Origin of the sequence: Mesorhizobium sp. B2-4-2 (genome assembly GCF_006442845.1) — a bacterium.
GTDB lineage: Bacteria > Pseudomonadota > Alphaproteobacteria > Rhizobiales > Rhizobiaceae > Mesorhizobium.
The window spans coordinates 192578-205296 of record NZ_VFVM01000008.1 but is presented as its reverse complement, the minus strand read 5'-3'; the positions used below and the strand labels follow the sequence as shown (position 1 = coordinate 205296).

Here is a 12719-nt window from a genome sequence, read left to right as displayed (position 1 = left end):
ACGCAATGGCTGCGAAGGTAAGTGGGACCAGCGCCGGTGATTGCCCTCGTCAGTTGAAGGTTGGATGGACAGGATGCGCCGCGCGTCGGTCATTTAGATTAGCTTCGCCGCTTCCCGTAAGCGGCGAGCACCAAGCGGCAGATCACGGTTAGTAGCGGAAAGCTGACCTTCATGGCCCCGACGCGCACTACAATTCTGTGTGCATCAGCCTGGCTGTTGTCGCCCGACAACTTTAGACATGTGGCGCCATGTAGACTTCCACCTTGTTCTCGGTCGCCAACCTGAACCACTCTAGCTCTACGAGACCCACGCGCTGCGCATTAGCTGCGATTGCCGTAGCGTCGTGCTGGGCCTTCATGTCCCTAATGTCGCCGAGCCAGATAAACTCCCTCTTGCGGGAGTCGGTGAAGACGAAATCGTCACCGACTTTGGTCGCTCTGACGCAGCGGGCTTTCTGATCGGGCTGGAATCTCAAGACGTGTGTATGGCCAAGTTTGGAGTTTATCAGGAGCGGGGTGCCTGGGGAAATGTCGCGCTCCCTGACGACGAGATTGAACTTTTGGGTGGCGGCGTTTCCGGTTTGGAAAGGGAACCCAGTCAGTTCGTCTATCCTAACGCTATCGCAGACCGGCTGTAGGCAGACAAAGAAGTTGGCACCCAGATCATCGTAAAGCAGCTTCTCGGCGTCGTTCTTGGGGCCGAAGACCTTGAGGACCGAGCCGAGCGCCAGAGTAGGAACCCAACTGTCCGGCAGGCGGCTTCTACCGTGCGCCTCGCGCTTGAAGATGCTCAGCCTCGCGAATTCCAACTGCCGCTCCCAAGCCTGTTGGGGGCTGTCATAGAAGATCTCACCGACCGTTTCCACCTTGAGCGCACGGTCCGACAGGTTCCCGTCCGCTTTGACGAGCTTCCCGGTGGCTGCTTTCAGGGCCGCCAGGCCATCGGACACTAGGCCCTTTACGAGCTCTGGCAAGGCTTCCTCTCCTCCTCTGCGGAACTTGTGGGCGCCGGCCTTGCTCTCCACCCAGCCGACCAGGACCTCCGGGGCCATCTTCCCATCCTGCCTCTCGTCTACGGCGATGGCATTCTGCAACTCACCTACTAGTAGGTTGATGGCAAATTCCGTCGCCTCATCGGGGTCCTGAAGCGACGATCTGTGCGCTAGGTACGCACCGTCGAGGTGTTCGCCGAAAACCGCTACGACATGATGGGCCGAGCGGCGAACGGCGGCGATCGAATGCAGGGCAAAACTGGTCAGCAGGCCGGTCGACAATCTCGCGAACTCCTCGAGGAGCCGTCCTGGCAGGTCCGCCTCCGCTACGCGATCTACGTCTGCCTCGCCAATCGACTGCGGCTTGTTAAGGACGCATATTCGCACGTCGGCGCCGACGATGGTGGCGCCGTCCAGGCTGAAACGGCCCCCCAGGCCATCCGCCTGCTCGATCTGGTCTAAAAGTTCCTTTGCGATGATCGATACACCGTTCAGTGACGTATAGATTGCCATGAGGCGAAGGCGCCCGTTTCCTCTCAGGTCCTCTTGGAGGATACTGATGACGATCTCCACGGCGCGGACGGAGGAGTTGTTCTCGAGGAGCCAATCGACAATGACGACATCGGCGTGCTTGGCGGCGTTGGTCGCGAGTTCCACCATTTCGGCTTCCTTCGCCTCGGGCCTGTACAGGCCGCAGATGATCTCCCTCCGCGAGAATGCGTCGGTGAGGATCTTGGCATTCAGGCGCCCTGGGCCGCCGTCAGCGGCGGGCGTTGCAACGACCGCCGCTGCATCTGGCGCCGGCATTGCGACGGCGTCGCCAGTGTTCCCGGCAGGGACAGACTTCGCTGGGGACGCGGCTGCGGCCGAACCCAGGACGCTGCCGGGCCTCCGACGCGCCACTTGCGGTTCAATGGGCACCGCAGGAGCGGACGTCCTCAGCTCGGCCTCGTTGTCGATGACCACGGCTGTTTGAAGGAACCTCCTCACCCCGGCCAAGCGGTAGTCGGTAAACGCATTAGCAGCCTTAACCATTGTCCCCCCCGGACTGTTCTGTGTGTCCGATCGCGAATTGCGGTCTGACGTTTTCGCCCGACTTGCGGAGGGTCAGGTCCATGCCGTTCGAGCGCAGCGCCTGCCTTGCGATGAACAGGCCCATACCCCTTCCGCCTGGCTTCTCGGTCGCACCAAACTCGAAAATGCGGTCGGCAAGACGTAGCGGAATACCTGGGCCACTGTTGGAAATGAGGAATGAATCCTCGTCCGCGTCGAGCAGGATCTCCCTTTCGCCGCCCGGTACCGTGGTTATCCAGTGGATAGCATTGTCCACCACATTCACGAAGCTAGGCAGGATGATGGGAGGCAACGCCACCATGATCTTGGTGCGGAATGCCGGCGTCGCGATCAACTTAATTCCGTGACGCTTGAGTCGGTCGCCGAATATCTCGAACAGGTAGTTACGGATCTCCTCACCAGATAGCTCGATGGGCTTGCGGTTGAGACGGCGGCTCAGCGGCGTAAACAGCGCGAGATAGCTGTCAAGGTGGTCGAAGCCAGCGCTCAGGTCATCGCGGATCACCCGTATTTCCGACGTGCCGTATGCCCAAGGCTGGAGCTGCGCAATGGCAGTTCGTATCCGCTTCACAGTGTTCGCGAATTCATGCTGGACGATTCCGATCGCCATCCCCGATTGTGCGAGCTCGGAATATAGGTCTAACTGCTCTTCGAGAGCGTCGGCGCGACTTTCCAATGCCGCCGTCGTCTCGTCGAGGGTTCCGCCTTCCGCCACGGTCCCAGCCAGCGACACAAGCTGCTCGCCCAATGCCTCGAGCAGTTCCCTGGTGTCCTTCGCTATGGTGTCCGACCGGGCTTCCCACCCCCTCTGCAGGTGGGCCAGGTCCGATTCAGTCATGTCGGAGATATTCGTGCGACCGACCTCGGCGAAAATCAGCTCGAAGCCCGACGCCATGCGCTCCAGCGCTTTCCTGGCCATCGATTCGACCTGCTGCGAGAGGCCGGTCACACGCTCCAGCACCTGCCGGCGCAGACGGGCAGTCTCGTTCTCAGTTGATGATCGCCGCTGCTCCAGCGAAGCGAGAAGTCGGCGGCGCCGGTCCACATCGATGTCGTTAGTGGCGGCAACCTCGCTGACTCGCTCCTCCATCTCGACGAGCAGCGGCATCACGACTTCGCGCCTGATCCTATCGGAGTTCTGTTGGTAGGCGGTCCAGTCGGAGGTGAGCCCCTTTCCCAAACCGACGGCCCGGGGCTTAATCACCGTGATGGACCTCTCGAGCGCCGCGATGGCTCGTCTGGCCTCTGCCTCCGCGTTGAGCAGCGCATCTGCGGCGGCTTCGGGACTCTTGATCGCAGCGACCGCTGAAAGCCGCTCCTCCGTCATCGCGCGGATGCGCTCCGCTTCCTGAGTCGGGGCACCGCTCTCGATCGCGGTGAAAAAGGTTTCGAGTTCGGTCTTGAACTCGCCCTGGCGTTCCTTGGTCCTCTTGGCCCGCTTCGCTAAGAGTTTGGCCTCTTGGTTGAGCTCCGCGCGCAGCGAATTGTACTCCTCGCCGAACTGCGAGGTCGGGCGAAAGAAATCGATGGCGAGTCGCTCGAAGACGTTCTCGAGCATGCTAACGAACTCGCGGTAAGCGCGGTTGGCACGAAATCCCTCGCGACCTGCCTTCTCGACCAATTTTCCGTTGCGCGCATGGGTTAGCTCGACCGCCCCGAAAAGTCGCCTGTAGGAGAAGAACCAATCTTGGGCGCTCTTGGTCCTGCGGCGTTCGATGCCGAGGAAATCGTAGTCCGAATTTCCGTATGGCAATATCCTGATGTTGTCACGGTAGACATATAACCCGCCAATCTTGTTGAGCTTAACACTCAATCGCGCCCATTCGTCAGGCGGAACCCGCGAATCCTTGAGCGATCCCTGGACGTATGCGAAACGGAGCCGGAATGCGCCGCATTCCGTCGGGCGGCCTGTCGAGTCCGGCCATACGATGGTGTGCGCTTTGGCTGGTTGGCCGTAGACCGAGACGTCACCGATGAATTGACCGAATTCGTCGAACTCGCCATCGATATGATGATCGGCAGCGTCGAATTCCTCGGGCGTGAAGAAGGCCGACCCGCCGATCAGGTCGCGACTGGTGCCGTCCTCTCGATGATCCCAGAACTGGGCCGAGATCGGAGGGCTCGATGCTTCAGGTATCATCGTGTTACCGAAGCCCAGGAGCATCTTCTCCAAGGGGGTCGCTTCGCTCCCTCCATCTTCCGCCTGCTCGATATCGTCCGCCAGCACCGGGTTGGTTGGTCGAATGAAGAAATGCGTGCCGAAGTTTCCCTCGGCCAGGCTCGGACCCTCGATTTGGGCGTAGATCGCCGCAGGATCGAAATCGGCCATGTCGAGCTCCGACAGCAGCCTTTGCCTGATGGCCGAGGGTATCTGCTCTCCGAGCTGCCCGATGTTGCCGCGGATACGGTCGGCCAAGCTGGTCACGACGCTGAGATCAGGCAACTGCCCTCCCTCCAGTTCGACGACAGGCACTTCGATGGCGTCGAGATCGAGACCGGGAACTTCGAAGAGCCCCCACTGGATAAGGCTAACCACAAGCGAGCCAAGGCCTTCCGGGCGGACCGAACGCGTCAAGAGCAGGACCTGCGGCCCGATAGCGGCAATGGCCAGCCGACCGATACCCTTTTCGCCGGTGATAGCGCGGACACCAGCACCTCTAGGCCCGGTCCAGACAATCTGTCCGGGGTCGTTCGCACCGACCTTGCTTTCCGTGCCCAGGGTCAGCCACCGGCTCTCGAAATCCACTAAGGTCATGCCAACGCCGTCGTCCCTCAGGAGGAACAGCTCGTCCGCGTGGAAGTAGTCTACACGCACGCTGTCTGCATAGGCGTCATGGGCATTTTTGAACAGCTCGTGCACCGCAGTTGGGATGCCTGCGATCTGCTGACGCCCCAGCATGTCCACCGCGCGTGCGCGGACCCTGATCCTAGCCATTGTAGGCATCCATTTCTGAGATCGAACGAATGACCGCAGCGACCACTTCGCTCGACCGATCATGCTCCCAGAATCGAAGCACCTTCCAGCCTTGGCCGACCAGAAGCTCCGTTGTCTCATGGTCACGCCGCCTGTTCTCGTCGAGCTTGGCGCGCCACCAGGCTTCGTTTGACCGCGGCACCGTCTTATGAACCTCGCAGCCGTGCCAAAAGCAGCCGTCTATGAAGATCGCAAGCTTCCTGCCCGGCATCGCGATGTCAATCGTGCGACGTCTCCGGCCCGGCACGGGCCAGTGCTTGCGATAGCGTATTCCGACCGCGAAAAGCGCTGTCCGAACGAGCGTTTCAGCTTGCGTGTCAGCGACACGTTGTTTGCGCATGCGTGCGCTGACACCAGCGTCCATGGCCTCCGATCGGGAGGTCATCATTCGGGGGTGGCGGCGAGGGCCGCCTTGAAAGCTGGTACGAACGCCTTAATCATGTCGGGCGGGACTGCATTGCCTATCTGCGCGGCAACCTGCCCCGATCCGCCGATGAATTTGTAGCTGTCGGGGAACGATTGCAACCGCGCGGCCTCCCTCAGCGTGATCGCTCGATGCTGTTCGGGATGAGCGAAACGCCCCCTTGTCACGTCGGTGCAACCCGTTGTCAGTGTTGGCGCCACATCGTGCCAGGACATCCGCCCATAGACGTCGGAGAACGACTTGGCCTTATTCTTATGGCACACCAGCTCCAGATGCTCGGGAAGGCTCTTTCGGCTGCCGCCATCCATCGGGATATGTATCAGGCGCTCGAGCGCTATTGGCAAGTGAGTGCGTGCCCGATGCAGCACATCGGTCTTGCTTGACTCGCTCGACATCAGCGCCGGCAGATCCGCGATGGCCTGGAAAACAGACTTCCTCGGCGCGGTTACGTCGCATTCCCTGAATGCCTTCAGGGCGGCCTGGCTCTTAGCGGCGAACATGATGCAGCGCTTACGTCGCTGAGGAACGCCAAAATCCGCCGCGTCTCGGACCATGGGCTCAGTCACGACGTAGCCGAACTCAGCTAGACTCTTCTGCACATCTGACACGATGGACCTGTATGCGGGAGTGGCGAGCCCAGGCACATTCTCGAAGAAGATGGTGTCGGGATCGAGCCTTTGTGCAATGGATATGGCTCGCACGATCAGCTGTTCGCGCGCGTCGTCGCCCCGATACCTGTTCTGGCTGCTAAACGGTTGGCACGGCGCGCAAATGACAAGCATATGGACATGCCGGTCGCCTGCGGCCGCCGTTATCCTGTCGATGGTCTTGTCGAGGAGGATGTCGGCTTCGACAAACTTCGTCCTGCGATGATTTGCCCGATACGTAGCGGCGGCGACTGCATCGTTGTCGCATGCCGCAAGCACGCGCCAGCCCGCGGCGCGCAGGCCTTGGGTCACCCCGCCCGACCCGCTGAAGATGTCCACTGCATTAGGCACGAAAAGCTACCGGCCCCCCAATCCACAGGTACGATATAATTGGCGCATTAACAAGTTGTTTGTACCATCATGGTCAGCCCGTATTGGGGGCAATGGTATGATCTTCGTGCCGTCACGATGTAGAATGGCGCACTTGCGCTGCATCCGAGCACAATTTCAAATGTCGATGCAGGAGACTTGAAGGTCTAAGTAGCTGGTGTAGTCGACGAATATCCCGCTCGAGCTGCTCAGTGACTGCTCTATTTGCGCACCTCTGCGATCTTAGCTCCTGAATGTCATATTAGGCTGGTCAACCGAACAGCTCCGGTGGTCGCCGAGCTGCGGCCGCATTGGGCAAGGTAAAGACAATGCATTGATCCGTAGGAATGTCTGCCTCGCTCTTCAACGGCTGAAAGCCGCCAGTCCGCTCCCGGCCCCAAAACCAGACGTTCAAGAAGCTTCCAGCCGATGGCAACGAACCACCAGCCCCTCACCCCCCAGCCAACCTCGGCAGCAGAAAAATCTCCGCCCCCGGCGGCAGCTTCTTTCCCCACGTATCGCGATAAATCACCCCGTCGATCGCCACCGCGATCCCCCGGTCGATCAACGGCTCAAGCCCAGGATACTGTTCAGCCAGTTTCCTGAACAGTTCCCTTATGTCCTTGGCCTCGACCTCGACCTTGCTCTGGCCTCCGGCGGTCGCGGCAAGCGCCCCCCAGAGCGTCACTTGCACCATCAGCCTTCCCGTTCCGCCTCGATCGCCGCCAGGATGCGCGGCGGCGACATCGGGATGTGGGTCATGCGCACGCCGGCGGCGTTCGAGACCGCATTGGCGATCGCCGCCAGCGGCGGCACGATCGAGGTTTCGCCGACGCCGCGCACGCCATAGGGGTGGTTGGGGTTGGGGATTTCCAGGATCTGCGTGTCGATCATCGGCAGGTCGGAGCAGACCGGGATGCGATAGTCGAGGAAGCCGGCGTTCTGCAGCCGCCCGTCCTTGCCGTAAATATACTCCTCGTTGAGCGCCCAGCCGATGCCTTGCGCCGCACCGCCCTGGTACTGGCCCTCGACATAGGTCGGGTGCACCGCCTTGCCGGCATCCTGCACCACCGTGTAGCGGATCACCCTGGTCGAGCCGGTGTCGGGATCGACCTCGATGTCGCATATATGGGTGGCGAAGGAGACGCCGGCGCCGTCGGCGACGAGCTCGCTATGGCCGGCGATCGGCCCGCCGGTCTTGCCGGATTGGGCGGCGATCTCCTTCAGCGACAGCTTGCCGAGATTGCCGTGCTTCTCGCCCTTGGCCACCGCATGGCCCTGTTCCCAGACCACGTCGTCGACGGAAATGTCCCACATCTGCGCGGCGCGCTCGCGCAGCACCTTGATGGCGTTGCGGGCGGCCGAGATGGTCGCCATGGAGGAGGAGAAGGTGCCGCGGCTGCCGTCCGTCATGTCGTTGTAGCCGAGACTGGAGGTGTCGGCGACGACGGCCTTGACCTGCGAATAATCGATGCCGAGCTCCTCCGCCGCCACCAGCGACAGCGACGCGCGCGAACCGCCGACATCCACCGTTCCGACGGCAAGCGAGACAGAGCCGTCCATGCCGATGTTGAGGTCGGTACAGGTCTGGCCGCCGAAATTGAACCAGAAGCCGCAGGCCATGCCCCTGCCCTGGTTCTTACCAAGCGGCGCCTTCATGTGCGCATGGTTCTTCACCGCCTCTAGCGTCGGGCCGATGCCGATGGGGCCATAGACCGGGCCGTAGGACGATCGCGTGCCTTCCTGCGCCGCGTTCCTGATGCGGAAGTCGACCGGGTCCATGCCGATCTCCTTGGCGAGCTCGTCGACCGCACTTTCCACCGCGAAGGCCGCCATCGGCGCCGACGGCGCGCGGTAGGCCGCCGTCTTCGGCCGGTTGACCAGCACTTCGTAGCCGACGGTCTTGACGTTCTCCAGCCGGTAGCAGGCAAACGCCGTCATGGCGCCGATCTCGGCCCAGGTGCCGGCATAGGGGCCGCTGGTGTAGCGCAGCGTCGCTTCGGCGGCGGTGATCGTGCCGTCCTTGCGGGCGCCGATCTTGACGTCGATCGAGGTGGCGCTGGTCGGGCCCGAGGCGCGGAACACCTCGTCGCGGGTCATCACCAGCTTCACCGGGCGGCCGGCCTTGCGCGACAGTGCAAGCGCCACCGGCTCGGCCCAGACATGGGTCTTGCCGCCGAAGCCGCCGCCGATCTCGGAGGATGTGACGCGCAGCTTCGAGGCTTCCATGCCCAGCAACTGGGCGCAATGCTGGCGGTAGACGAAATGCCCTTGCGTGCAGACCCAGAGGTCCGCCGTGCCGTCGGAGCTGACGTTGGCCACGCAGGCATGCGGCTCGATATAGCCCTGGTGCGTCTGCTCGGTCTTGAAGGAGCGCTCGACGATGAAGTCGGCCGCCCCAAAACCCTGATGGACGTCGCCATGGCCGAACTGGCTGCGCTTGGTGACGTTGGACGGCTTGACCGGCTTTTCCTCCAGCCCCTCGGTGAAGACGGCGTCGTTGATCAGGGGCGCGTGGTGCTGCATCGCCTCGTCGACATCGGTGACATGCGGCAGCACCTCGTAGTCGACCTCGATCAGCTTCAGCGCCTGCCTGGCGGTGCGGGCGTCGATCGCGGCGACCGCGGCCACCGCATGGCCGTCATAGAGCGCCTTGGTGCGCGCCATGCAATTGTCGAGGATGTCGTACATGGCGGCATCGCCATCGGTGAGGTCCGGCAGGTCGGCCGCGGTGATCACCGCCTTCACGCCGGCGAGCTTTTCCGCCTTCGAAGTGTCGATCTTCCTGATCTTGGCGTGCGCGTGCGGGCTGCGCAGCACACGCCCGACCAACTGGCCGGCCATGTTGAAGTCGGCACCGTAGCGGGCGCGGCCGGTCACCTTGTCGACGCCGTCGGGACGGATGGGACGCGTGCCGACCGAAGCGAAATTGCGATTGGAAAAACGCGGATCGAAATTCATCGTCAGGCTCCCTTCATCACGCTTGCCGCGTCCTGGACGGCGCGCACGATCTTGTCATAGCCGGTGCAACGGCACAGGTTCCCGGCCAGCCCGAAGCGGATCTCCTCCTCGGTCGGGTCGGGATTCTTGGCCAAAAGGTCCTTCGCCGCGATCAGGAAGCCCGGCGTGCAAACGCCGCATTGCAGCGCGGCGTGCTCCAGGAACTTCTGCTGCAGCGGATGCAACCGGTCGCCATGCGCCATGCCCTCGACGGTCTCCACGCGGCGCCCTTGCGCCTCCGCGCCCAGCACCAGGCACGAGCACACCAGCCGGTCGTCGAGGATGACGCTGCAGGCACCGCAATCGCCGGTGCCGCAGCCTTCCTTGGCGCCGGTCAGCCCGAGCCGGTCGCGCAGCACGTCGAGCAGCGTCTCGTCGGGCTGGCAGAGATACTCGACGCTGTCGCCGTTGATTGTGGTTGAAACTGCTACACCGGCCATCACTTGCCTCCTGCACGCTTGTAGGCTGACGTGGCGGCCCGCCTGGCCAGCACGCCCGCGACTTTCCGTCTGAACTCGATCGTGCCCCGCTTGTCGTCGATGGGCCGGCAGGCCCCGGAGCAGACCTTGGCGAGCCGCTCGAGGGCTGCTTCGTCCAGCGTCCTGCCGATGAGGGCCTCGGCGGCCTCCTGCACCAGAAGCACCGTGGGCGCGGCGGCGCCCAGCGCCACGCGGGCAGCCTTGACGACACCTTGCTCGTCGAGCGTCAGGTTCACGCCGGCGCTGACCACCGCGATATCCATCTCGGTGCGGGGAATGAACCTGAGATACGCGTCGCCCGAGCGCGGCGCTTGGCTGTCGAGCAGGATCGCCTCGATGATCTCGCCCTTGGCGAGCGACGTCTTGCCCGGTCCGGTCGGCACGGCTTCCACGGCAATGGTGCGCCGGCCCGCGGGCCCGACGATCACCGCCCTGGCGCCGGCCGCCACCAGCGCCGGCACGCTGTCGGCCGCCGGCGAGGCGTTGCACAGATTGCCAACGATGGTGCAGCGTCCCTGCACCTGCTTCGAGCCGATCAGCTTGGCCGCCTCGACGACGCCCGGCCAGGCCTTCTTCAGGGCCGCGTTCTCTCCCAGCACCGCGCAGGGAACCGCCGCACCGATGCTGAAGCCGTCGGCCGTCTCCCTGATTTCGCTCAAGGCAGTGATCGCCTTGATGTCGACGATCAGTTCGGGTTCGATGAAGCCGCCCTTCATCCTCACCAGCAGGTCGCTGCCTCCGGCGAGAATGGCCGCCGTTCCGGCCGATCCGGCCAACTGGCCAACGGCATCTTCGATTGAAAGTGGACGTATGTAGCGCATCGTCTCCCCTTGGTCACAGCGATCTCAGCGACCGTTATAAACAGTCTCCTCATAATGGCTATCCGGTTCGTCATTTTCGACGATTGGGCCAGCCGCCGCAAAATCGAGTCCCAACCCAGGCTGAACTGGCGTAAGCCAGTCGCGCAGGCCGCGGCCGAGGCTCTGAAAAAATTCCGGGAGCCGGTGTCGGACTGGCCGGGCCCCGCTCGTCCTGGGGCATCGAACAGGCATTATGAAAGGATATGATATGCCCGGCACCGTACGTTTGCACCGTGTTCTCACCACCAGCCCGGAAAAAGTCTATCGCGCCTTCGTCGAGGCCGACGCGCTGGCGAAGTGGCTGCCGCCGAACGGCTTCACCTGCACGGTTCATCACTTCGAGGGCAAGGTGGGCGGCACGTTCAAGATGTCGTTCCGCAACTTCACCACCGGCGACAGCCATGCCTTCGGCGGCGAGTATCTCGAACTCGTTCCCGGTGAGCGCCTGCGCTACACCGATAGGTTCGACGACCCCAATCTGCCGGGCGAGATCCAGGTGACCGTCACCCTGAAAAAAGTATCTGTCGGCACCGAGATCGACATCACCCAGGCCGGCATTCCCGACGTCATCCCGGTCGAGGCCTGCTATCTCGGCTGGCAGGAGTCGCTGCGGAACCTGGCAAAGCTCGTCGAGCCCGAGATAAATCAATAGGCCAGACGGTGGCGGTTTCAGCCATTTGCCGCTAGCTATCCTTCCGACGCGCCCGGTCGATCGGGCGCGTCGGGAAGAATTTAGCGGAGGCCAAAAAGCATGACTCTCACCAACCGGGACATCGTCGAGCTGACCGAGTGGCGGCGCAAGCTGCACCAGCAGCCGGAAATATCGAACGAGGAGGAAAAGACGGCAAAAGCCGTCGTCGACTTCCTCGCCGATACCAATCCCGACAAGGTGCTGACCGGATTGGGCGGGCATGGTGTCGCGGCCGTCTACGACAGCGGCAAAAACGGACCAACCGTCCTGTTTCGTTCGGAACTCGACGCGCTGCCGATCGAAGAACTGTCCGGCGTGCCGCATGCCTCGCGCGTGCCAGGCAAGTCGCATATGTGCGGCCATGACGGACACACCGCGATCCTGGCGGCGCTCGGACGCCAGCTCGGGCGCGAGCGGCCTGCAAGCGGTCGCGTCGTGCTGATGTTCCAGCCGGCGGAAGAAACCGGCAATGGCGCCGCCGGTGTCGTCGCCGACCCCCGTTTCGGCGAGATCGCGCCCGATTTCGCCTTTTCGCTGCACAATCTGCCCGGCGTGCCGTTCGGCGAGGTGCGGCTCAAGCCCGGCGTGGTCAACTGTGCCTCGCGCGGCATGCGCATCGTGCTGGAGGGCAAGACCGCGCATTCCTCCATGCCCGAGACCGGAATTTCGCCGATGCCGGCGATCAGCGCGTTGATGCCTGCCCTGCCCGCGCTCGGGCGCGGAACTTTCGCCGACGACGATTTCGGCATGGTCACCGTGACCCACGCCGAGATGGGCGAAGCCGTGTTCGGCATCGCGCCCGCCCACGCCGAGGTCTGGGCGACGCTGCGCACCAGGCGCGACGAGCGCATGGCGGATCTGTGCGCCGCCGCGGAAGCGCTGGTCACGAAGATCGCGGGCCAGCATCGCCTGTCCGCAAGCTGGGACTACCACGAGATCTTCGTCGCCAGCGTCAACGCGCCGGACGCGGTGGAGCATCTCCAACGCGCCCTCGACGAAGAGGGCGTCGCGCACACGCAAGAAGCCCTGCCGATGCGCGCCTCGGAGGATTTCGGCTTGTTCGGCCACAGCGCGACGTCGGCCATGTTCTTCCTCGGCGCCGGCGAGCGCCACCCTGCCCTGCACAATCCCGACTATGATTTCCCCGACGATTTGATCCCGATCGGGTCGAGGATCTTCATGCGCACGGCGCGCAATTTGCTGGGCTGAG

The 12719-nt window shown here is 63.0% G+C and carries 10 protein-coding genes; 2 read left to right on the top strand and 8 right to left on the bottom strand.

Annotation, left to right across the window (positions count from 1 at the left end; all coding sequences use genetic code 11):
• Window positions 1-232: 232 nt before the first annotated feature.
• The 8 genes from FJ942_RS19290 to FJ942_RS19255 all read right to left on the bottom strand — a co-directional run bounded on the left by FJ942_RS19290 (window position 233) and on the right by FJ942_RS19255 (window position 10779).
• Window positions 233-2026: a response regulator receiver domain gene (locus tag FJ942_RS19290; RefSeq protein ID WP_140898632.1), complete on the bottom strand. Its 1794-nt coding sequence runs from the start codon at window positions 2024-2026 to the stop codon at window positions 233-235.
• Entirely contained in the window at window positions 2019-5000 is a 2982-nt protein-coding gene (locus tag FJ942_RS19285; protein WP_181169973.1) for an ATP-binding protein, read from the bottom strand. The genes FJ942_RS19290 and FJ942_RS19285 overlap by 8 nt, the downstream gene beginning before the upstream one ends.
• A complete protein-coding gene (locus tag FJ942_RS19280) occupies window positions 4993-5403 on the bottom strand; it encodes a very short patch repair endonuclease (RefSeq protein WP_140898627.1) in 411 nt (136 codons plus the stop codon). The genes FJ942_RS19285 and FJ942_RS19280 overlap by 8 nt, the downstream gene beginning before the upstream one ends.
• A 20-nt stretch (window positions 5404-5423) precedes the next feature.
• A complete protein-coding gene (locus tag FJ942_RS19275; protein ID WP_210243345.1) occupies window positions 5424-6449 on the bottom strand; it encodes a DNA cytosine methyltransferase in 1026 nt (341 codons plus the stop codon).
• 481 nt (window positions 6450-6930) lie between these two features.
• A complete protein-coding gene (locus FJ942_RS19270; RefSeq protein ID WP_140552045.1) occupies window positions 6931-7176 on the bottom strand; it encodes a MoaD/ThiS family protein in 246 nt (81 codons plus the stop codon).
• A complete protein-coding gene (locus FJ942_RS19265) occupies window positions 7176-9440 on the bottom strand; it encodes a xanthine dehydrogenase family protein molybdopterin-binding subunit (RefSeq protein WP_140898623.1) in 2265 nt (754 codons plus the stop codon). The genes FJ942_RS19270 and FJ942_RS19265 overlap by 1 nt, the downstream gene beginning before the upstream one ends.
• 2 nt (window positions 9441-9442) lie before the next feature.
• Window positions 9443-9919, bottom strand: a complete 477-nt coding sequence (locus FJ942_RS19260; RefSeq protein ID WP_140517305.1) for a (2Fe-2S)-binding protein — start codon at window positions 9917-9919, stop codon at window positions 9443-9445.
• On the bottom strand, window positions 9919-10779 hold the full coding sequence (locus FJ942_RS19255) for a xanthine dehydrogenase family protein subunit M (RefSeq protein WP_140759597.1): 861 nt from the start codon (window positions 10777-10779) through the stop codon (window positions 9919-9921). The genes FJ942_RS19260 and FJ942_RS19255 overlap by 1 nt, the downstream gene beginning before the upstream one ends.
• Window positions 10780-11026: 247 nt before the next feature.
• On the opposite strand from FJ942_RS19255, the gene FJ942_RS19250 reads away from it, so the two are divergent.
• Both FJ942_RS19250 and FJ942_RS19245 read left to right on the top strand, forming a co-directional pair.
• Window positions 11027-11470 (top strand): SRPBCC family protein, encoded by a 444-nt coding sequence (locus tag FJ942_RS19250; RefSeq protein WP_140499234.1) that lies wholly within the window; start codon window positions 11027-11029, stop codon window positions 11468-11470.
• Window positions 11471-11569: 99 nt separating this feature from the next.
• A complete protein-coding gene (locus FJ942_RS19245; RefSeq protein WP_140898621.1) occupies window positions 11570-12718 on the top strand; it encodes an amidohydrolase in 1149 nt (382 codons plus the stop codon).
• Window position 12719: the final 1 nt, after the last annotated feature.

Bases quoted from the DNA above. Each gene is read 5' to 3' on its own strand.
- FJ942_RS19290 (WP_140898632.1), bottom strand. From the start codon at position 2,026: ATGGTTAAGGCTGCTAATGCGTTTACCGACTACCGCTTGGCCGGGGTG.
- FJ942_RS19285 (WP_181169973.1), bottom strand. From the start codon at position 5,000: ATGGCTAGGATCAGGGTCCGCGCACGCGCGGTGGACATGCTGGGGCGT.
- FJ942_RS19280 (WP_140898627.1), bottom strand. From the start codon at position 5,403: ATGGACGCTGGTGTCAGCGCACGCATGCGCAAACAACGTGTCGCTGAC.
- FJ942_RS19270 (WP_140552045.1), bottom strand. From the start codon at position 7,176: ATGGTGCAAGTGACGCTCTGGGGGGCGCTTGCCGCGACCGCCGGAGGC.
- FJ942_RS19265 (WP_140898623.1), bottom strand. From the start codon at position 9,440: ATGAATTTCGATCCGCGTTTTTCCAATCGCAATTTCGCTTCGGTCGGC.
- FJ942_RS19260 (WP_140517305.1), bottom strand. From the start codon at position 9,919: ATGGCCGGTGTAGCAGTTTCAACCACAATCAACGGCGACAGCGTCGAG.
- FJ942_RS19255 (WP_140759597.1), bottom strand. From the start codon at position 10,779: ATGCGCTACATACGTCCACTTTCAATCGAAGATGCCGTTGGCCAGTTG.
- FJ942_RS19250 (WP_140499234.1), top strand. From the start codon at position 11,027: ATGCCCGGCACCGTACGTTTGCACCGTGTTCTCACCACCAGCCCGGAA.
- FJ942_RS19245 (WP_140898621.1), top strand. From the start codon at position 11,570: ATGACTCTCACCAACCGGGACATCGTCGAGCTGACCGAGTGGCGGCGC.